Annotated in this window: 15 protein-coding genes and 1 other RNA gene; 11 read left to right on the top strand and 5 right to left on the bottom strand. The window is 64.7% G+C overall.

The window, feature by feature from the left end; genetic code table 11:
• Positions 1–19 precede the first annotated feature (19 nt).
• From cobC to H290_RS0105005, 4 genes are all read left to right on the top strand, one after another.
• The gene (cobC, locus tag H290_RS0104990) at positions 20–1108 is read left to right on the top strand and encodes an Rv2231c family pyridoxal phosphate-dependent protein CobC (RefSeq protein ID WP_020105670.1); all 1089 of its coding nucleotides are present in this window, start codon (positions 20–22) and stop codon (positions 1106–1108) included.
• Between the two features lie 29 nt (positions 1109–1137).
• Complete coding sequence (locus H290_RS0104995) at positions 1138–2244, top strand: Nif3-like dinuclear metal center hexameric protein (RefSeq protein WP_036518200.1); 1107 nt, start codon at positions 1138–1140, stop codon at positions 2242–2244.
• Between the two features lie 111 nt (positions 2245–2355).
• Complete coding sequence (locus tag H290_RS0105000) at positions 2356–3102, top strand: zinc ribbon domain-containing protein (RefSeq protein WP_020105672.1); 747 nt, start codon at positions 2356–2358, stop codon at positions 3100–3102.
• Positions 3099–4217, top strand: coding sequence for a bifunctional RNase H/acid phosphatase (locus H290_RS0105005; RefSeq protein WP_020105673.1), 1119 nt, complete (start codon positions 3099–3101; stop codon positions 4215–4217). Before H290_RS0105000 ends, H290_RS0105005 begins: the two co-directional genes overlap by 4 nt.
• Positions 4218–4256: 39 nt before the next feature.
• Here the strand turns inward: H290_RS0105005 and H290_RS0105010 are convergent, their stop codons facing one another.
• Positions 4257–5570: an NAD(P)/FAD-dependent oxidoreductase gene (locus H290_RS0105010; RefSeq protein WP_020105674.1), complete on the bottom strand. Its 1314-nt coding sequence runs from the start codon at positions 5568–5570 to the stop codon at positions 4257–4259.
• A gap of 134 nt (positions 5571–5704) precedes the next feature.
• Between H290_RS0105010 and H290_RS0105015 the strand changes: the two genes are divergently transcribed.
• Positions 5705–6610, top strand: a complete 906-nt coding sequence (locus H290_RS0105015) for a LysR family transcriptional regulator (protein ID WP_020105675.1) — start codon at positions 5705–5707, stop codon at positions 6608–6610.
• On the opposite strand, the gene H290_RS0105020 is transcribed toward H290_RS0105015, so the two are convergent.
• On the bottom strand, positions 6603–7871 hold the full coding sequence (locus H290_RS0105020; protein ID WP_020105676.1) for an SLC13 family permease: 1269 nt from the start codon (positions 7869–7871) through the stop codon (positions 6603–6605). The two genes, H290_RS0105015 and H290_RS0105020, sit on opposite strands and share 8 nt — an antisense overlap.
• Before the next feature lie 79 nt (positions 7872–7950).
• Here H290_RS0105020 and rnpB point away from each other — a divergent pair.
• Both rnpB and H290_RS0105025 read left to right on the top strand, forming a co-directional pair.
• An RNA gene (rnpB, locus tag H290_RS30105) (RNase P RNA component class A) lies at positions 7951–8356 on the top strand.
• A 23-nt stretch (positions 8357–8379) separates the two neighbouring features.
• Positions 8380–9792 (top strand): RNB domain-containing ribonuclease, encoded by a 1413-nt coding sequence (locus H290_RS0105025; protein WP_028462802.1) that lies wholly within the window; start codon positions 8380–8382, stop codon positions 9790–9792.
• Here H290_RS0105025 and H290_RS0105030 read toward each other — a convergent pair.
• Together H290_RS0105030 and pip are read right to left on the bottom strand one after the other, a co-directional pair.
• Positions 9776–11308 (bottom strand): CYTH and CHAD domain-containing protein, encoded by a 1533-nt coding sequence (locus tag H290_RS0105030; protein WP_020105678.1) that lies wholly within the window; start codon positions 11306–11308, stop codon positions 9776–9778. The two genes, H290_RS0105025 and H290_RS0105030, sit on opposite strands and share 17 nt — an antisense overlap.
• Positions 11309–11310: 2 nt before the next feature.
• Complete coding sequence (gene pip / locus H290_RS0105035) at positions 11311–12294, bottom strand: prolyl aminopeptidase (RefSeq protein WP_020105679.1); 984 nt, start codon at positions 12292–12294, stop codon at positions 11311–11313.
• 357 nt (positions 12295–12651) lie between these two features.
• Between pip and H290_RS0105040 the strand changes: the two genes are divergently transcribed.
• The 3 genes from H290_RS0105040 to H290_RS0105050 are packed head-to-tail and all read left to right on the top strand — an operon-like array spanning position 12652 to position 17176.
• Positions 12652–14385 (top strand): alpha/beta hydrolase, encoded by a 1734-nt coding sequence (locus H290_RS0105040; RefSeq protein WP_155976692.1) that lies wholly within the window; start codon positions 12652–12654, stop codon positions 14383–14385.
• Complete coding sequence (locus H290_RS0105045) at positions 14382–16352, top strand: acetoacetate--CoA ligase (RefSeq protein ID WP_020105681.1); 1971 nt, start codon at positions 14382–14384, stop codon at positions 16350–16352. Before H290_RS0105040 ends, H290_RS0105045 begins: the two co-directional genes overlap by 4 nt.
• Positions 16349–17176, top strand: a complete 828-nt coding sequence (locus tag H290_RS0105050; protein ID WP_020105682.1) for an alpha/beta fold hydrolase — start codon at positions 16349–16351, stop codon at positions 17174–17176. The genes H290_RS0105045 and H290_RS0105050 overlap by 4 nt, the downstream gene beginning before the upstream one ends.
• Positions 17177–17363: 187 nt before the next feature.
• On the opposite strand, the gene panB is transcribed toward H290_RS0105050, so the two are convergent.
• Positions 17364–18230, bottom strand: a complete 867-nt coding sequence (panB, locus tag H290_RS0105055) for a 3-methyl-2-oxobutanoate hydroxymethyltransferase (RefSeq protein ID WP_028462804.1) — start codon at positions 18228–18230, stop codon at positions 17364–17366.
• A gap of 163 nt (positions 18231–18393) precedes the next feature.
• On the opposite strand from panB, the gene H290_RS0105060 reads away from it, so the two are divergent.
• Positions 18394–19974: an alpha/beta hydrolase gene (locus tag H290_RS0105060; RefSeq protein WP_231373502.1), complete on the top strand. Its 1581-nt coding sequence runs from the start codon at positions 18394–18396 to the stop codon at positions 19972–19974.
• Positions 19975–19985: the final 11 nt, after the last annotated feature.

Genomic DNA, 19985 nt, shown 5'->3' on the forward strand with positions numbered 1-19985 from the left:
GCCCGTAGGCTCGACAACTGTGAAATCGAAGAACAGGGCGAACACGACGGGTGCAGCGACAACGCTGCGTGATTCGACAGCACTGCAGGAATCACTGACCGACCTCGGCCGTCACGGCGATGCCGACGCCGAACCCGGTTTGATCGATTTTGCGGTCAACGTCCGCGGCGCCACCCCGGCGTTTGTTCTCGATGCGCTCGCCGGTCGACTCGCTGACCTGGCCGCCTATCCCGGCGCCGGTGATCAACGGCGTGCGGTCGAGGCGATCGCTCAGCGCCATCACCGCGATCCGTCCGAAGTGCTGTTGCTGGCCGGAGCAGCCGAAGGTTTTGCACTGCTTCCCGAACTCGCACCTCGCCGTGCCGCGCTGATCCAGCCGTCGTTCACCGAACCCGAACGGGCCTTGCGCGCCGCCGGGATCGCCATCGATCAGGTGGTGTTGCCATCACCCTGGACACTGGATCCGGATCTGGTGCCCGAGGATGCTGATCTCGTCGTTCTCGGCAATCCCACCAATCCGACGTCGGTGCTGCATCCGCGGCAGGCCATCGAGGCACTGCGTCGTCCCGGCCGCGTGATCGTTGTCGACGAGGCGTTTGCCGACGTGGTGCCGGCGGAACCGGAAAGTCTGGCCGGCCACCGCGCCGACGACATCCTGGTGCTGCGCAGCATCACCAAAACCTTTGCGCTGGCAGGTCTGCGGGCCGGCTACTTCCTCGGGTCTCCGGACCTCCTGAAGCGACTCGGCCACCGGCGGCCACATTGGCCGCTGGGCACACTGCAACTCACTGCGCTCGAGCTCTGCGCGGGTGAGGTGGCCACGGCGTATGCCCATGCCGAGGCGGTATCGGTTGTCGAGCAACGTGATTGGATGATCGATGCCTTGACCGCCGCGGGCATCGAGGTGGTCGGACAGCCGGCGGCGTCGTTCGTGACGATCGCGGTGGCCGACGGTACCGGCGTGAAAGCGGCGCTGCGCGAGCATGGTTATGCGGTCCGCAGTTGCGCCAACTTCGTCGGGATGGACGCAGACCATCTACGGCTTGCGGTCCGGGACCGCCAGACCGTCGACGGATTGGTCGACACGATCAGAAAGGTATTGGGGTGACGGGTACCGGTACGACCACATTGGCCGAGATGATCGCGATCCTCGAACGCGCCTATCCGATCCGGCTGGCGGAGAGCTGGGACTCGGTGGGCCTGGTCTGCGGCGACCCGGACGACACCGTGACCTCGGTGCTGTGCTGCGTCGATGTCACCGACGCGGTTGTCGACCAGGCGCTCGACTCCGGCACCGATCTTGTTGTCGCCCATCACCCGTTGCTCTTGCGGGGCGTCGACACCGTCGGGACCCACACCCCGAAGGGACGCCTGATCCATCGCCTGATCAAGGGTGGATGCGCCCTCTATACCGCGCACACCAACGCCGACTCGGCCAACCCGGGCGTCTCCGACGCGCTGGCCGGGCTGCTCGGTCTGACCAACCTGCGACCGCTCGACCCCAAGCCCGCCGAAGCGATCGACAAGTGGTCGGTGTTCGTTCCGGCCGACAGCGCCGCGGCCGTCCGGGAGGCGATGTTCGACGCCGGCGCCGGTGAGATCGGCGACTACAGCCACTGCTGCTGGAGCACGTCCGGCACCGGTCAGTTCCTGCCGGGGGCGGCAGCCGATCCGGCGATCGGGGAGCGGGGCGAAGTGACTGAGGTCTCCGAAGACCGCGTCGAGATGGTCGCGAACCGCCGGGTCCGCTCCCGCGTTCTGACTGCGCTGCGTACCGCGCACCCCTACGAGGAGCCCGCCTTCGACCTGATCGAGCCGGCGCCCGCGCGTGGGGACGAGGGGTTGGGGCGAGTGGGTGAACTCGGAGAACCGATGACCCTGGCCGCCTTCACGACACGGGTAGCCCAGGCGTTGCCGACCTCGGCTGTGGGGATCCGCGCGGCCGGTGACCCGGAGATGACCATCACGACGGTCGCGGTCTGCGGTGGCGCCGGCGACTCGATGCTGGCCACCGCGAGAGCCGTGGGCGCCGACGTCTACGTCACCGGCGACCTGCGGCATCACCCGGTGGACGAGCACCTGCGCGGTGGCGGTCCGGCCCTGATCGACGCCGGGCATTGGAGCACAGAGTTCCCGTGGTGTCAGCAGGCCGCGGACCTGCTGGCCGGCGCCGTGCCCGGGCTTGTCACCGCGGTGTTTTCCCAGCCGACAGATCCGTGGACAATTCACCGGAGCGGCCAATGAGGCGCAGTACCGCGTACGGTTGCAAAAATGTCATCACCGGCGCTTCACGGCGCCGAACGGCTTGTTGATCTGGCCCGCGGGACCGGACAGTAGAGGAATGAAGGAACACTGGTGAAAGCAGATCCGGCCGACCAGCGATTGATGTTGGACATCGCCGATGCCGATGCGGAATTGCATCGAATCGAACACCGGCGGTCCACATTGCCCGAGATCGCCGAACTGGCCCAGCTCGAAGAGCAACTGAACACCCAGCGGGACGAGGCCGTCCGCGCTCAGATCGCCGCCGAGGACCTGCTCCGCGAGTCTCGACGCATCGACAACGAGATCACGTCGATGACGATGCGGGAAGAGAAGGACAACCAGCAGTTGGCTGCGGGCTCGCTGCCGGCCAAGCAGCTGAGCGAACTCTCGCACGAGGTCACCGGGCTGATTCGTCGTCGCGGACTGCTCGAAGACGAGCTGCTCGACGTGATGGAACAGCAAGAGGCCGTGGACGCCGACGAACAGCGGGCGTCGGCCATGACCAACCACACCCAGCGGCAGATCGACGAGGTAACCGCTCGACGTGATGCGGCGCTGGAGAAGATCGATCAGGACGCGGCCAACGTCAGTGAGAAGCGCGCGGCGATCCTGACCAACGTCAACGCCGATCTGATGGCCATCTACGAGAAGCAGGTCAAGGCCGGCCGCGTAGGCGCCGGACTGCTCCGGGCCGCCCGCTGCGGTGCCTGCCGGATGGAACTCGACCGGGGATTGCTCAGCCGGATCAACTCGACTCCCACGGACGAGGTCGTCCGCTGTGATGAGTGCGGCGCCATCCTGGTGCGCACCCACGAGTCAGGACTGGCCTCTTCGTGAAAGTAGTTGTCGAGGCCGATGGCGGCAGTCGGGGTAATCCCGGACCGGCGGGTTACGGTGCGGTCGTGTTCGACGCCGACCGGTCCTCGGTCCTGGCCGAACGCAAAGAGGCACTGGGCATCGCGACCAACAATGTCGCCGAGTACCGCGGGCTGATCGCCGGATTGTCGGCGGCCGAGGCTGTCGGCGCCGACGAGGTGTCCGTGCGGATGGACTCGAAACTTGTGGTCGAGCAGATGTCCGGGCGCTGGAAGATCAAGCATCCGGACATGATTCCGCTGGCCGCACAGGCGAAGTCGATCGCGTCCGGCTTCTCCCACGTCGCCTATACCTGGATCCCGCGGAACCAGAACTCGCATGCGGACCGGCTGGCCAACGAGGCCATGGATGCGGCGGCCTCCGGGGAACCCGAGAAACCCACTGTCACACCATCGAAACCGGCGACATCGGCACCGGGCTGGAACGGCGCGCAGGGTGCTCCGACCCGAATGTTGTTGCTGCGACACGGGCAAACCCCGTTGTCGGTCGAACGACGGTACTCGGGGCGCGGCAATCCGGAACTGACCGAACTGGGCCGGGATCAGGCGGCCCGGGCGGCCAAGCGGTTGTCGGCCCGCGCGCACACGGAATCCGGCGCACCCGGTATCTCGGCGGTGATCTGTTCGCCGCTGGGACGGGCCCGCGAAACCGCAGAAGCCGCCGCGTCTGCGCTCGGTTTGTCGGTCGTCGTGCACGACGGTCTCATCGAAACCGACTTCGGTGACTGGGAAGGGCTGACGTTCTCCGAAGCTGCGCAGCGGGATCCCGAGCTTCACAAGGCGTGGATCGGCGATACCGGTGTCGCACCGCCCGGGGGCGAGAGTTTTGATACCGCCACACAGCGAATCCTGAAGGCACAGGCGGAGATCGTCGATCGGTATGGCGCCGGGGAAGTCCTGGTCGTGTCGCATGTGACACCCATCAAGGTGCTCTTGCGAGCGGCACTCGGTGCGGGGTCGTCGATTCTCTATCGGTTGCACCTCGACCTGGCGTCGCTCAGTATCGCCGAGTTCTATCCCGACGGCGGTGCATCAGTACGGCTGGTCAACGACACGAACCATCTGGGCGAGATCTGATCTCTCCCAGATGGTTCGGCACGAACTCGATGTGCGCGGTCAACTCGCGCGCGATTGTTCCTCGAGGATGACCGTGGCGCGGTCGGCCTGCTCGAATCCCGGCCGATTGCTCCCGGCGAACGCGTAGAGCCACGATGCGATGGCGGCGAAGCGGTTTCGGAAACCGATCAGGTAGAACAGGTGGACCGCCAGCCACGTGATCCACGCGAGCATGCCGCGGAAGCGGATTTTCTCGTTGATGGCCACCACCGCGCTGAAACGGCTGATCACCGACATGCTGCCTTTGTCGTGGTACGTGAATGCGGTGCCCGGCAGCTTCTTTCGGCTGATGACGTCTGCTGCGTGGCGGGCCTCCTGCATGGCGACCGGGCTCTGACCCGGGTAGCCGTTCAGTGAGGTCATGTCGCCGATCGCGTACACGTTGGCATAGCCGCCGACCGTGAGGTCCCGATTGATGAGGATCCGGCCCGCGCGATCGGTCTCTGCCCCGGTCGCCTCTGCCAGAACCGCGGTGAATGCGCTGGCCTGCACGCCTGCGGACCAGATGATGGTGTCGGCCGCGATCTTGCGGGTGGCCGCGCCGGCGCCGATCTTGATGGTGACGCCGTCGGAATCCATGTCGGTGACAAGCGAATTGAGCAAAAGCTCCACTCCGCCCGCCTCCAGGGACTTCTTGGCGTAGGCCGACAGCGAACCGCCGTAGACGGGAAGTGCGTCGCCGGCGCCCTCGACGAGGTAGACCGAGACGTCGTCCCGCTTGTAGTAGCGGGTGGCCAGTTCCCGGATCTGGCCGGCGACCTCGACACCGGTGGGCCCGGCCCCGACGATCACAAAGCTCAGCAGGCGGCGACGGAGATCTTCATCGGTCGTCTGGGCGGCCTCTTCGAAGTTCTGGCGGATCTGGGTGCGCAGCTTGGTCGCATCGTCGATCGTCTTGAGTGCGTACGAGTACTGCGCGAACTCGTTGCGCCCGAAGTAGGACTGGGTCGCACCGGTGGCGGCGATCAGATAGCGGAATCGAACCGTCTCGGTGGGGCCGTCATGCCGGAAATGCAGGACCCCGGCGTCGGGGTCGACATCGGTCACCGTGCCGAGGCGGACCTCGATGTTCTTGTGCTTCTTGAGGATGTTCGCGATATCGGGTGCGATCTCTTCGCTGGACAGAACGCCGGTCGCGACCTGGTAGAGCAGCGGCTGGAAGAGGTGTTCGGGAGTGCTGGATATCAACACGACGCGCAGTCCGGTCTTGGCCAGCCGCTGGGCGGCGGTGAGTCCACCGAATCCCGAACCCACGATGGCGACATCGGCCTCGAGGTGGGTGGGAACGCTGTGCGGTGTGGGCATGGTGCTCATGATCCTTTTATCTCTTGGTGACAACTGCTTTCCATGTATAGCGCAATCAACTCAAGTGATAATCCCTCTTCAGGCCAATATCAAACCTGTTCTAAAGATATAACTTATCTTGATCACTCATATAAGCTGGTCGCATGGAACTTCGCCAGTTGACGTACTTCGTGGCTGTGGCCGAGGAGCTGAGCTTCAGCCGGGCCGCGGCCCGCTGCTTCATCTCGCAATCGGCGATCAGTCACCAGGTGGCCCGGCTCGAACACGAACTGGGCTCGAAACTGATCGCCAGATCGACGCGGACCGTGCGCCTGACCGACCTCGGCGCACAGGTGCTGCCGCTGGCCCAGCAGATGATCCGGCTGGAATCGATGATCGCCGCAACCGCACGCACACCGGGTGGACGGGTGCGGATGGCGGCCAACATGTCGTTTGCCCAGCAGTCCCTGGCCGCGATCGCCAAGCTGCGCACCGAACACCTTGACGTCGAGATCGAGTTCATCATCAAGAGCTTCGATCAGCGGATCGACGCGGTACTCGGCGGCGACGTCGACCTCGCACTGATCCGTGGTGGTCTGGAACGGCCGGGGCTGGCGATCGAACACCTCTGGGTCGACGACCTGGTGGTGGCGATGTCGCAGCGGCACCCACTGGCCGGCGCGGCGGAGGTCGGGCTGGCGGAACTCGGCAAGTATCCGCTGCTGCTGCCGTCCGCACGCGATCAGGTGTTGTTGCACAACGTGATCCGGGATGCATTCGATCGTCACGGGCTCGACCGCCCACGCCAGGCCCCGCCGCTGCCGGTCGACCACACCGCGACCATGGAATTGCTCAACCACCCCGAGGAGTGGACGGTGCTCTATGAACGGACGCCGCTCGCGGGTATCGCTTTCACGCGGGATACCGAACGCGCACTGCGGGTTCCGGTGTCGGCGGTGGTGCGGGCGCCGTCCGGTCAGTCGGAGATCGTCAACGACCTGATCGCCGCGTTGCGCTCGGTGCGCGCTGATCTGGCGGGGGAGAATGACGTGGCCGGCCCGGCTATGTGACCAGCCAGAGTGCGACCACCGACGACACCAGGGTCAGCGGGACGGTCACCAGGCCCACCGCGGTGAATTCGGCGACCTTCACATGGTGGCCCTGTTTGTTGACGAGGTTGCGCCACAACAGGTTTGCCAGAGATCCCAGATAGGTCAGGCTCGGGCCGATGTTGACCCCGAGCAGCATCGCCAGGATCAGCGCGGCGGGTGCGCCGCTGCCCAGTGCCGCAAGCATCAACAGGGTGGCCGGGATGTTGTTGATCACGTTCGAGACAATGGCCGCGACGCCGGCGACGATGAGCAGATCGACCAGACCGGTGTCGTCTGGCAGCAGGTCGGCGAGCCGGCTTCCTATCTCGCCGTCGGAGATGCCGGCCACCAGCACACCCAGCGCGCACACGAACAGCAGGAAACCGGGTTGCGCCGACATGGCCAAACTTCCGACGGTGCACGCCCGGCCTCGCAGGGCCAGGCACGCCATCGCCAGCGCGCCGGACACCGCGCACCACACCGGTTCGATACCGATCAGTGAGCTCACCCCGAAAGCGGCCAGCGTTGCGCTGAGGACGATGAGTGGAGCCCAGGGTGTGGGGCCGGGTTCATCGAGGACATCGGGCCCCGGCGCCACCTCGAGGTCGTCGCGAAAGTACCAGCAGAACAACCCGAATTCGACGATGAGCGTCACCACCCACGGCAGCGCCATCAGGACGGTGAACTCGACGAACCCCAGGCCGGTGGCGGTAAAGGCGAGCAGGTTGGTGAGATTGGAGACCGGCATCAGCGTCGACGCCGAATTGGCAAGTGTGACGGTCGCATAACTGTGTGGACGGGCGGGTACCCGCAGCGCCGATGTCATCGACAGCAGCACCGGGGTCAGCAGCAAGACGGTGGCATCGAGGCTGAGTGCGGCGGTGGTAATCGCCGCCGCGGCGAACACCAGACCGAAGAGTCGGTGACCGGATCGATGGTTTCCGCCGCCCGGCGGCGACGCCCGGTGCGCGATCGTCCGGGCCACCCAGTCGAAGACACCGAGTGCGCAGCACGCGTAGGAGATCACCAGCAGCGCCGCCAGGAACAGCACGGTGGACGACAACTCCCGGAGTTCGTCCCAGGCCCGGTGAGGTTCCACCACTCCGACGGCAACGGCCAGAACCGCTGCCGGGACCGCGACCGCGGCCTCTGACAGGCCTCGCGGACGCCATACGGCCAGTCCCAGCGCGGCCACCATCAGAACCACCGCGACGACATCCACGGCGCAATGTTGCGGCATACCCCGGACCTCGCACCAATCCGGCATCGTCGATCGATGCGTGGATCGGGGTCCGGAGAACGTACAGTGATGATGCGAACGAGCCGGCTGGGCGGCCGCGGTCGCGGGGACAGTCGCTTGTGCGGCGAGCCCGTGACCGAGGAAAGTCCGGACTCCACAGAGCAGGGTGGTTGCCAACAGCAACCCGAGGTGACTCGCGGGACAGTGCCACAGAAAACAGACCGCCGGCGCAAGCCGGTGAGGGTGAAACGGTGCGGTAAGAGCGCACCAGCATCACGGGTGACCGTGATGGCTCGGTAAACCCCACCCGGAGCAAGGTCGAAGGTCGCACCAGGCAACTGGTGCGGCTGCGCAGGTGCTCGAGGGCTGCTCGCCCGAGCCTGCGGGTGGACCGCTCGAGGTACCCGGCGACGGTGTGCCCAGATGGATGGCCGCTGCCGACCTTCTGGTCGGTACAGGATCCGGCTTACAGGCCGGCTCGTTCGCCCCGCACGCTAGTGTTGGTGCGGTGCAACGGATACTTCGCGCCGCAGACATAGATTTTGGTGCCATCCGCACCGACCTGGGTCTGTCCGAGGAGTTCGGAGCCGCTGCCGCTGCCGAAGCGGAGCGTGCCGCAGATCGTTGTGCTGCCCATCGCGACGACCGGACCGATCTGCCCCTGGTGTCGATCGATCCGCCCGGTTCGGTGGATCTCGATCAGGCCGTCCACATCGCCCGCGACGGCAAGGGCTTCGTGGTGCACTATGCGATCGCCGATGTCGCCGCGCTCGTACAGCCCGGCGGACCACTTGACCTCGAGACCCGTCGGCGTGGTCAGACGATCTATTTTCCGGACGGCAATGTCCCGCTCCATCCGCGGGCGTTGTCGGAGAACAGCGGATCCTTGCTGCCCGACCAGGTCCGTCCGGCAGTCCTGTGGCGGATCGCCGTCGACGCCGAAGGACACCCGACCTCGGTCGACGTGCGCCGGGCGTTGGTGCGGTCGGTGGCCAGGCTGGACTACGAGACCGTGCAGGCCGACGCCGATGCGGGGCGACTGCATCCGTCCATCGAGGCACTCCCGGATTTCGGTGAACTTCGGCAGCGGCTCTCGATCGAGCGGGGCGCCGTCGAATTGGGACTGCCCGAACAGGATGTGATGCGTGACGCGCAGGGCGCCTGGCAGCTGGTGGTGCAACCGCGTACCCGGGCCGACATGTGGAATTCGCAGGTGTCGTTGCTGACGGGCATGTGTGCCGGGCAGATGATGCTGGACAGCAAGGTCGGATTGCTGCGCACGTTGCCCTCGGCCACCGACGAAGCGGTGGAGGTGTTCCGGGCTGCCGCGAATGCACTGAATGTTCCCTGGCCGGAGAATGTTTCGCCGGGTGCCTTCCTGGCCGGCCTGGATCCGCAGTCGCCGCTCACCCTCGCCGTGATGTCGGATGCGACCACTTTGCTGCGGGGGAGCGACTACCTGCCGATGCTGGGTGAGATCCCGGACGACGCGGTGACCACGCATGGCGGGATCGCCGGGGTCTACGCCCACGTCACCGCGCCGCTCCGACGGCTCGCAGACCGCTTTGCCACCGAGACCTGTCTGTCGTTGACAGCTGGGCGGGCAGTGCCCGACTGGGTGTGCGACGCGTTGCCCACCCTTCCCGAGGTGATGAAGAGTTCGAGTTCGGTTGCGAGCAAAGCTGATCGGTCGAGCCTGGACATGGCCGAGGCGATCCTGCTGGCCGACCGCGTGGGGGAGACCTTCACGGCGACTGTGCTGTACGCCGCCCGCGGCAAACGGCCCGCGCAGATTTTCATCGCCGATCCGGCGGTGTTCGCCACCTGCACCGGGGATCCGCCCGAGGGTCGTCAGGTGCGCGTGACCCTCACCGCCGCCGACGCGCAGGCGCCGAAACTCTTGTTCACAGCAGAGACTTAGCCTTTCGGTACGCGCGCATGGCGGCGGCCGCGGCAATTTGTTCGCGGGCATCGAGTCGGCCATAGACGAACGCATCCGCGATGGAGATGCCCGAGCCGGAAGCCAGCTGGGCCAGATGCTGCCGGCTCACCTCGGCGTCGTGGAAATCGCCGAGCGCTGCCTGCTCTTGTTTGGCCTGCTTGGCGATCTTCTTGTGTTTCTTGGTGCCGAGCCGATCAGCGGAGTCGGTGGTGTACCGCAGTTGTTTTGCCCGTTTACGGATGGTGTGTAACTGCTCGATCCACTCGGGGGATTCGACCGCCAGGGCCTTGAGCTTGCGTTGCGCCTTGCGGACCCGCTTGGCGCTGCGGGCCACGGCGTGGTCGAGGGCCTTTCTCGCCGGCAGGTCGGCGTCGGGGCCGGGTTGCGGTTCGGCGACCGTTCGGTCGAGCTCGTTGAGCAACTCGAAATACCGGCCCGATTTCAGGTACTCGAGCACGAATTCGACGGTCGACTCACATGTTTTGATCTGGTCATCGATGAGCGCCGTGACGATGGTCGGCGGCGCGGATTCGGCCGAGAGCAGACCGCGGTTCCGCTCGAGTTGCACCTCGGCGTCGCGCGCGTCGCCGAGAATGCCTGCCAGATACCTCAATTCGCCTTCGAGATGGCCGATCACGTCGCCGTGCAGCACCTCGGGAAACGACCTCAGGACGCTGCGGGCCCGCCGGGTCGCCACACGCATCTGGTGCACCGAATCCGGAGCGCTGATCCGGACCAGTGGGTCCTGCGCGACGAGATGGTCACGGTGAACGGCGAGTTCGGCGATCACGAGCTCGAGTGCCGAGAGTTTCTTGCGCGACGACTTCTTCGCGCGGCGTGAGCCCCGGCTCCCCGCCTCGGCGGATGTGGGTGTGGGGCCGATCGCCCGGGCGAGCTTCGACGCGCTCGTCGCGGTGCGGGCACCATGCGACCGCAACAGCTCATCGGCGGCCTCGAGCAACTTCACGTCGCCGGTCACCAGTTCCAGCTCCCACTCGTTCCACGACTGAGCGTGACCGTGGGACAACAGCGATTGGGTGGTAACGGTGTCCTCGCACAGCACGGCGAGCACCTTCCCGTCCGAATCGTGCAATTCGGTGATGCGGCGAACCGTGGAGATGGTCGCGATCGGGGACAGTCTCCGTCCGCGGACGTGGACCTGCACATGGTCGGTGAGGTCGGTCGGGACAACAACTTCGGAGAACGGGTCGGCGGCGTGCTCCAACGGCACGTGCATCTCTCGGCGGCCGATACCCTCGCCGATCGGTGGCCGCTTGAGGTGCCACCCCTCGTCGTGGCCGCCTTCGCGCCGTCGCAGAGTGATCTTGTTGCCTGCCAGATCGAGAGCGTCGGTGTCGTAGTAAGTCGCGTCGAGATGTTCGATCACCGGGCCCGACACCGAGTGCACCGCGGTCAGCACCGTCAGATCAGGGACCTCCGCATGGGCATCGAGGTCGTACTTGAGCTCGACCTCTGTTGTCTCCTGGGCGCTCACCGCTATTTGTCCTTCCCCATTGACTCGCCGACTCCGGCAAAACGATCTGTTGCCTCGATCAGATGATGCCGGATACCTGGTTCGAATGAGGCATGTCCGGCATCTGCGACGATGTGTAGCTGCGCGGCCGGCCAGGCGCGGTGGAGATCCCAGGCACTGCGCGCGGGGCACACCACGTCGTAGCGGCCCTGCACGATGACGCCGGGGATGTCCGCGATCAGATGAGCGTCCGCGAGCAGCTGGCCGTCTTCGAGGAATCCACCGTTCACGAAGTAGTGGTTCTCGATGCCGGCGAACGCGAGCGCATATCTCGCCGGATCAGCGTCTTTGTCATCGTCGGTTGGGGGGAGGAGATGGCTGGTGGTCTGTTCCCATGTCGTCCACGCGAGGGCGGCCCGGACCGCTTTCTCGCGGTCGGTGCCGGTCAGCAGACGGTGGTAGACGGCAACCAGATCTCCGTCGCGTTCGTGGGCCGGGATCGGCTCGAGGTATCCCTCCCACCGATCCGGATAGATGTTCGCTGCACCGCCGTTGTAGTACCAGTCGATCTCGCTGCGCCGGAGCAGGAAGATGCCACGCAATACCAACTCGGTGACCCGCTCAGGGTGACGCTGGGCATAGGCCAGACCCAGCGTCGAACCCCAGGAGCCACCGAACACCTGCCACTGCTCGATCCCGAACTCTTCGCGCAGCAACTCCATGTCTGCGATCAGGTGATCGGTGGTGTTGACCGACAGGTCGCCGCCATCCGCGATGTGCGGGGTCGACTGGCCGCAGCCGCGCTGGTCGAACAGGATGATGCGGTAGGCGTCCGGGTGGAAGAACTGTCGCTGGATCGGGGCGGTGCCACCACCCGGGCCGCCGTGGACGAAGATCGCCGGCTTACCCGCTGGGTTGCCGCTCTGCTCCCAATAGATCTGTTGTCCGTCACCGACATCGAGGTGCCCGGTGGCGTAGGGCTCGATCGGAGGATAGAAATCGCGCATCTGTCCACTATGCCTGTAACTGTCGACCAGGCCCGTGATTGTCGGTCACAGGTCGCTTCACTCCGAGCACGGTGGGAGTCCCGGTGATGAACTCGGAATCGATTGTGCAAGTGCATAGCTCAGTTATTCGCCAGGCAAATAAAGAGAGGGTAATCGTCCCATTTGTGCAGCGTGGTTCGATTTGTCCTCTATCCGGCAGTTCGGTCGCCGAAGGGTTATATTTAGCGCCCGTCATTAAAAAAGTCCCGCCAATCGAGCGGCTGTAGTCGGTGGTCCGACATGGCACAGAAGGCGAGTTCGCCACTGGATGAACCGGGTTGATGACTATCAAGAAGAGATTCCCAAAGGAGAGTTCACGTGGTGAATCCCACTGAAATACCGACCAAGACTCCGCCGAGCGCCGCGAAGAAAACAGAATCGCCGAATGGGCAATCGCCGGTGAAGCTTGTGGGTAGTGAAACGCTTGCTGCTGTTGCCGAGCAGAAGGCGGATCCAAAATCGGTGTTTGATCGTTCGAGACTTCCGGGCGGTGTCCTCAGCGTGGCGCGTCACGGGGCTCACCTCGTCGGGCAGTTGGCGACTGTCGCATTGGGAAGCTCACCGGTGGAACCGGCCAGAGGTGATCGGCGGTTCAGCGATCCCACGTTCACCGACAATGCGATCTACCGTCGGATCATGCAGGGCTACCTCGCGTTCTCCGCGGAGATCGAAGCCGCGGTGGAGGAGCCGGACCTCAGGTGGAAGGACCGTGAGTTACTGCGGTTTCTGTCGAATGTCCTGACCTCGTCCACGGCGCCGACAAATGTTCTGGTGGGCAATCCGGCGGCCATGAAGCGGGCATTCGAGACCGGTGGTACCAGTTTGGCGCTCGGATTGCGCAACCTGGTCCACGACGTCCGATACAACAACGCCATGCCATCGCAGTTCAAGTCGGGTTCGTTGCGAGTGGGCGAGGACCTCGCCGTGACTCCCGGTGCCGTCGTCTATCGGGACTCGGTGTGTGAGGTGATCCAATACACACCGACGACCTCAGCAGTCCACCGTCGGCCGGTCCTGTTGATCCCGCCGCAGATCGGCAAGTACTACTTCATGGACCTCGCCCCGGGCCGGAGCTTTGCCGAGTACGCGGTCTCCCGCGGCATTCCCTTCTTCCTGATCAGCTGGCGCAACGTCGGTCCGGAGGATCGCGACTACAACATGGATGTGTACGCCTCGTCCGTCCTTCGTGCGATAGATGCACTGCGCGAGATCACGGGCAGCGACAAGGTCAATACGCTCGGCATGTGCGCCGGCGGGATCCTCACCTCGGCGATCCTCGCGCACCTCGCCGATATCGGTGACGACAGGATCAACAGCGCGAGTTTCGGGGTGACTCTGCTCGACTTCGCCGAACCGAGCCCGGTATCGGTGTTCAATCAGCCGCTCCTCGTCGGGTATGCCCGCCGACGATCCAGCAAGGCCGGGGTCCTCGACGCGAAGTCGCTGGCACTCATCTTCAATTGGATGCGGCCGAATGATCTCATCTGGAATTACTTCGTCAACAACTATCTTCTCGGCAAGCAACCGAGTGCCTTCGACATACTCGCGTGGAGCACCGACGGCACGTCGTTGCCGTCCGCCCTCCACCACCAATTCCTCAAGATCTTCAACCTCAACGTGCTCGCCGAGGGCAAACTGCAGGTTCTCGGAAGTCGCGTCGATCTGAGCAAAATCGACGTCGACGTCTACGCCACCGGGGCTGTGAACGATCACCTGACCCCCTGGAAGGGCTGCTACAAAACTACTCAGCTCATGTCAGGCGATTGCACTTTTGTCTTGAGCAATGCGGGCCACATCGCGAGCCTGGTGAACCCTCCCGGCAACCCGAAGGCGTACTACATGACAGGTCCGGAACCCGGCCCGGACCCGGAAGCGTGGCGAGCGGAAGCACAGGAAGTGCGTGGAACCTGGTGGGAACATTGGGCAGACTGGGTCCTCGAGAGGTCCGGCGAAGAAATCCCCGCACCGACTGCGCTCGGCAGTGATGCGCATCCGGTGCTCGAAGCGGCACCGGGATCCTATGTCCTCGAACGCATTCCAGAGGCAATATGACGAACCCGAATCTCTCAGAGATTCTCTGGTCCCCTGATTCCGACGACACAACCAAGGCGAACGCCAGCACGTTCATGAAGTGGGTCAGGCAGACCCGTGGGGTCGAACTGTCCTCGTGGGATGAGTTGTGGGAGTGGTCAGTTGGCGATCTCGCATCGTTTTGGGGTGCGGTGTGGGACTTTTACGATGTTCGGGCCGATCGGCGTCCAGACGAGATCATCTCTGACATGTCGATGCCCGGTACTCGTTGGTTTGGCGGAGCCAAGCTGAATTACGCACAGAACATCCTCGATCGGATGCCGAGAAACCGGCCGGCGATCATCGAGGTCGCCGAAGAAGCCACGCCACGCCCGTGGTCGGCGGAAGACCTCGAGGGCATGGTTGGCGCGCTGTCCGCCCATCTGCTCGAGTTGGGTGTCGCGCCCGGCGATCGCGTGGCGGCGTACTTGCCGAACATTCCCGAAGCTGTTGTCGGCCTTCTCGCGACAACCGCGATCGGTGCCGTGTGGTCGGCATGTGGCCCGGAGTTCGGTGTGACAAGTGTCGTCGACCGATTCAGCCAGATAGAACCCAAGGTCCTGCTCGCGGCTGACGGTTACCGTTTCGGTGGCCGCGTCCACGACCGCGCCGATACGATCGCCGAGCTCCGTAGGCGGCTCCCATCGGTGGAGGCGACCATCGTGGTGCGCAAGTTGCACGCCGATGCCCCGGTCCCCTCGGGAGCGGTCGCATTCGACGAGATCGTGGCGACTGCACGCCCGCCCGTATTCGTGTCACTACCCGCGGACCATCCGCTGTGGATTCTGTTCTCGTCGGGCACCACCGGCCTGCCCAAGGGCATCGTTCAGAGCCACGGTGGAATCGTGTTGGAGCACTACAAGGTGGTCGGCCTATGTCTCGACATCGGCCCCGACGACACGTTCTTCTTCGTCAGTTCGACGAGCTGGATGGCGTGGAATCTGCTGATCGGCGGGCTCCTGCACGGCGCCACGATTGTGGTGTCCTCGGCGAGTCCGGGGCAACCGGAATCTGACGGCGCGTTTGCGGTCGCGGCAGAAACCGGAACGACGGTGCTCGGATTGGGGTCGGCCTATGTGACTGCGCTCGCAAAGTCGGGTTCCGAACCGCAGCAGCGATTCGACTTCTCTGGGCTGAAACTGATCATGCCGACCGGGTCGCCGCTACCCCCGATCGGCTGGCACTGGCTCGATGAACGATTCGATGCGCGAATCGATTCCATCTGTGGTGGGACCGATGTGTGCACGATTTTCTTCTGTGGCAACCCACTTACGCCGGTGCGGCTGGGTGAGATCGCAGGAAGGTCGCTCGGGGTCAAAGCCGAAGCCTGGGACGAAGCGGGACGACCGCAAGTCGGTGAGGTCGGGGAGATGATGGTGACACTGCCGATGCCGTCGATGCCGTTGCAACTTTGGGGTGATGAGAATGGAGCCCGATATCGTGAAACGTATTTCGACCACCACCCTGGCGTGTGGTGTCAGGGAGATTGGATCACGATCTCGGCCGACGGTGGTGTGGTGGTGACCGGCCGGTCGGACGCGACTCTCAACCGCGGCGGCGTTCGCCTCGGATCGTCCGAGATATACGCCGTCGTCGAGCAATTCGAGGAGGTGGTCGACAGCCTCGTCGTCGGAACCGAACGTAAGGACGGGGACTATTTGCTGGCATTGTTTGTGGTGTTGTCGGACGGTGCAGATCTGACCGACACGCTGCGCGGGCGGCTCGCGGCCGAGCTGAAAGTGCAACTTTCGCCGCGGCACGTGCCCGATACGATCGTCGCCGCGCCCAACATCCCGCGCACGCTGACGGGTAAGAAACTCGAGATACCGGTCAAGCGCATCCTTCAGGGCTCGGCTCCGGCCGATGTCGCGTCCGCCGGAGCTGTCGACGACCCTGGTGCGCTCGATTGGTTCGCGCAGTGGAACGCATCACAGAACGAGGTCGCGTGACGCGCTCGATCACGGACGACAGCGTGTCGTTCGTGATGGTCGGGGACCAAAAGATTCGAGTGATGCACCGAAATCCCGGCGTCGGACATCCGCTGCTCTTGATCAACGGTGTCGGCGCACCACTGGAGATGTGGCAACCCTTTGTCGCCGAACTCGCTGACCGGCAGGTGATCTGCCTGGATCTACCTGGCTGCGGACTGTCTCCGGTACCGCGAATTCCCCTGCGAATGCGCGGTATCGCCGACACGGTCGTCCGTGTTCTCGATGTGCTGGGGCTGGCCCGCGTGGACGTACTCGGTTACTCGTTCGGTGGAATTGTCTCCATGGAACTCGCACATCGGTACCCTGACCGGGTCCGGCGGCTGGTGCTCGCCAGTACGATGCCGGGAACGCCGAGCATGATGCCGCATCCGGTCGTCTTCGGGCTGATGCTCAACCCATTGCGGTATTACAACCGTCGCGCGGCGCAGGTGATGGTCCCGCTGATCGCCGGCGGTCGGACAGCGCGCGATGCCAAGAAGATGAAGTCTGATCTGACCCTGAGGCAGTCGCACCCGCCCAGCTGGCGTGGCTACACGTATCAGCTCTTTGCCGTTTCCACATTCAGCTCATGGCCGTGGCTCCACAGCGTCCTACACCCCACTCTGGTGGTCCACGGGCGCGCCGATCCGCTGTCGCCGGTATTCAATGCGGAACTGATGTCGGCGACATTGCCGAATGCGCAGCTGCACATCGTCCCGGATGGCGGTCACTTGTTGCTACTCGACGATCCGACCACAGTCGTGCCCCGGATCCTGACGTTCCTCGAAGCCACAAAAGCCTGAGGTCGGCCAGCCCATCCGTCGAGCGTGCCCAACCACCCGCCGAGCGTGCCCTTGTGACCGCCGAGCGTGCCGAAACCGCTATCGCCCTTGCGATTTCGGCACGGTCAATGGACGGTTGGGCACGGTCGACGGTGGTTTGGGCACGGTCGGCGGTGGTTCGGGTCCACCGAGGTCCACCGAGATTGTGTCAGTAGCTGTGCTCGGGGCCGGGGAACTGGCCGCGGCGCACCTCGTCGGCGTATTGCTCTGCCGCACGGCGCAATTCGCCGCCGACATCGGCATAACGCTTGACGAACTTGGCGGTCTTGCCGTGGGTGAAGCCGGCCATGTCCTGCCACACGAGCACCTGGGCGTCGGTCTCGTGGCCGGCCCCGATACCCACGGTCGGGATGGTGAGCTTGCGGGTGATCTGTCCGGCGAGGTCGGCGGGCACCATCTCCATCACGACAGCGAATGCGCCGGCTTCCTGAACGGCGATCGCGTCGGCGATGAGCTGGTCGGCGCCGTCGCCCCGGCCCTGGACGCGGAATCCGCCGAGTCCGTTGACGCTCTGCGGGGTGAAGCCGATGTGCGCCATGACCGGGATGCCGGCCGCGGTCAGTGTGGCGATCTGGTCGGCGACACGTTCACCGCCTTCGAGCTTCACCGCGTGGGCGCCGCCCTCTTTGAAGAATCGGATCGACGACTCGAGGGCCTGCTGCGAACCGGCCTCGTAGCTACCGAACGGCAGGTCGGCGACGACGAGCGCGTGTGGGGCACCCTTCACGACACCGCGGACCAGCGGAAGCAGTTCGTCGATGGTGACGGGGATGGTGGTGTCGTAGCCGTAGACCACGTTTGCCGCCGAGTCGCCGACCAGTAGGACCGGGATGTGTGCGTCGTCGAAGATGCGCGCACTGGAGTAGTCGTATGCGGTGAGCATCGACCATTTTTCGCCCTCAGATTTCATCTGGGCCAGATGGTGCACGCGCGTTGCGCGGCGGCGGGGGGAGGAAGGGTCAGCTGCGGCGGAACTTGCCGACGGCGCAGCGCCATAAACCGAGGTTTCGGACATCATTGTCTCTTTCGTGCCTCGAGTCCCGCATCCGCAGGTACCCGGGTTGGTGGATGACCCCACCAGTGTTGCACTGCGTGTCAACCAGGGAAACGCCTGGTGGTGTGCAATTTGTCACAATACGTCCGCCGGGGTGATCCGTCGCCGTGGCACGATGTGCCTGGTGACGAGGCGAACCCGCAGTGGGCGACGAATCCTGCGCGGTGTGACCGCCATCGCGGTGACGGTCCTGGCCGTCGCCGGCTGCAGTACGAGTCTCGACGGATCGGCACAGCCCGCGACCTTCAGTTCGGGTTCCGCCCCCACGCCGTCGCTCGACCGCTTCTACGGCCAGCAACTCCACTGGGAATCCTGCGACGACTACGCCGATCAGAAGTCGTACGGATATCCCGAGGACCGGACGGACTGTACGACCGTCACGGTCCCCATCGACTACGACAACCCCGACGGAGAGTCCGCCCAGCTTGCGGTGCTGCGGGTGCGGGCGAAGGGTGACAAGATCGGTTCGTTGCTGATGAATCCAGGTGGTCCGGGCGGGTCGGGCGTGGAGTTCATGGCCGGGCGCGGCGCCGACTTCTCCGAAACCGAACTCGGGGACCGATTCGACTTGATCGGCTTCGACCCCCGCGGGATCGGCAAGTCGACACCCGAAATCCGTTGTCTCACAGATGCCGAACGCGACGAGCTGCGGGCGGTGACGCTGGCCGACATGACCCCGGCGGGCATCGCGAAACAGGAACAGGAAGCCGAGGACACAGCCGACAAGTGTGAGCAGCGGATGGGTACGGAATACCTCGCCCATGTCGGGACCGCCGATGTGGTCAAAGACCTCGACGTGCTGCGGGCGGCGCTCGGCGACGACAAGCTCAACTATCTCGGCTATTCCTACGGCACCCGGATCGGGGCGACCTATGCCGAGGAATTCCCGGCCAACGTCAGGGCGATGGTCAACGATGGGGCGGTTGATCCGGCAGCAGATCCGGTGGAGGACACCGTCGAACAGATGGCCGGCTTCCAGTCGGTCTTCGACGCCTTCGCCGCGGATTGTGCAGCCGGTGGCGAGTGTCCGCTGGGGGATGATCCGTCGCAGGCGACGAAGCGTTTCCAGGAACTCACCCGGCCGCTGATCGACCGGCCGGCGCCGACCGGGGTCGGCCGTTCTCTGACCTATGAGGACGCGATCACCGGGACCGTCCAGGCCCTGTACTCCGAGGGGCTGTGGGAACCGCTGCACGAGGGACTGGCCCAGCTGATCCGCGGAAACGGCGACACCCTGCTCCGACTCGCCGACATGTACGAGGGGCGCGACACCAATGGGCACTACGAAAACATGAACGACGCCTTCACCGCGGTGCGGTGCGTCGACGACCCACCGATCACCGATCAGGCGACACTCGACCGGCTCGACACCGAAGGGCGCCGGGCGGCTCCGTTTGCCGACGACGGTCGCGGCACCGGAGTGGGTGTCCGGGACGAATGTGCGTTCTGGCCGGTTCCGCCCACGAGTGCACCGCACGTGCTTGACGTGCAGGGACTCCCGACGACGGTTGTAATATCCACGACCAATGATCCGGCGACGCCGTACGAAGCCGGTGTCGCACTGGCGAAATCGTTGGATGCCAGGCTCATCACTTTCGAGGGTGACCAACACACGGCGTCCTTGGAGGGCGATGATTGTGTTGACGATGCCGTCATCGCGTATTTCGTCGATCTCACATTGCCGGATGAAGGCCTCACATGCTGAGAATGTGGCGC

This window comes from Nocardia sp. 348MFTsu5.1 (genome assembly GCF_000383535.1).
Lineage (GTDB): Bacteria > Actinomycetota > Actinomycetes > Mycobacteriales > Mycobacteriaceae > Williamsia > Williamsia faeni.

Excerpts from the sequence above, each read along its gene's own strand:
- H290_RS0104995 (WP_036518200.1), top strand. The coding sequence starts at position 1,138 with ATGATCGCGATCCTCGAACGCGCCTATCCGATCCGGCTGGCGGAGAGC.
- H290_RS0105045 (WP_020105681.1), top strand. The coding sequence starts at position 14,382 with ATGACGAACCCGAATCTCTCAGAGATTCTCTGGTCCCCTGATTCCGAC.
- H290_RS0105010 (WP_020105674.1), bottom strand. The coding sequence starts at position 5,570 with ATGAGCACCATGCCCACACCGCACAGCGTTCCCACCCACCTCGAGGCC.
- H290_RS0105020 (WP_020105676.1), bottom strand. The coding sequence starts at position 7,871 with ATGCCGCAACATTGCGCCGTGGATGTCGTCGCGGTGGTTCTGATGGTG.
- H290_RS0105015 (WP_020105675.1), top strand. The coding sequence starts at position 5,705 with ATGGAACTTCGCCAGTTGACGTACTTCGTGGCTGTGGCCGAGGAGCTG.
- pip (WP_020105679.1), bottom strand. The coding sequence starts at position 12,294 with ATGCGCGATTTCTATCCTCCGATCGAGCCCTACGCCACCGGGCACCTC.
- panB (WP_028462804.1), bottom strand. The coding sequence starts at position 18,230 with ATGTCCGAAACCTCGGTTTATGGCGCTGCGCCGTCGGCAAGTTCCGCC.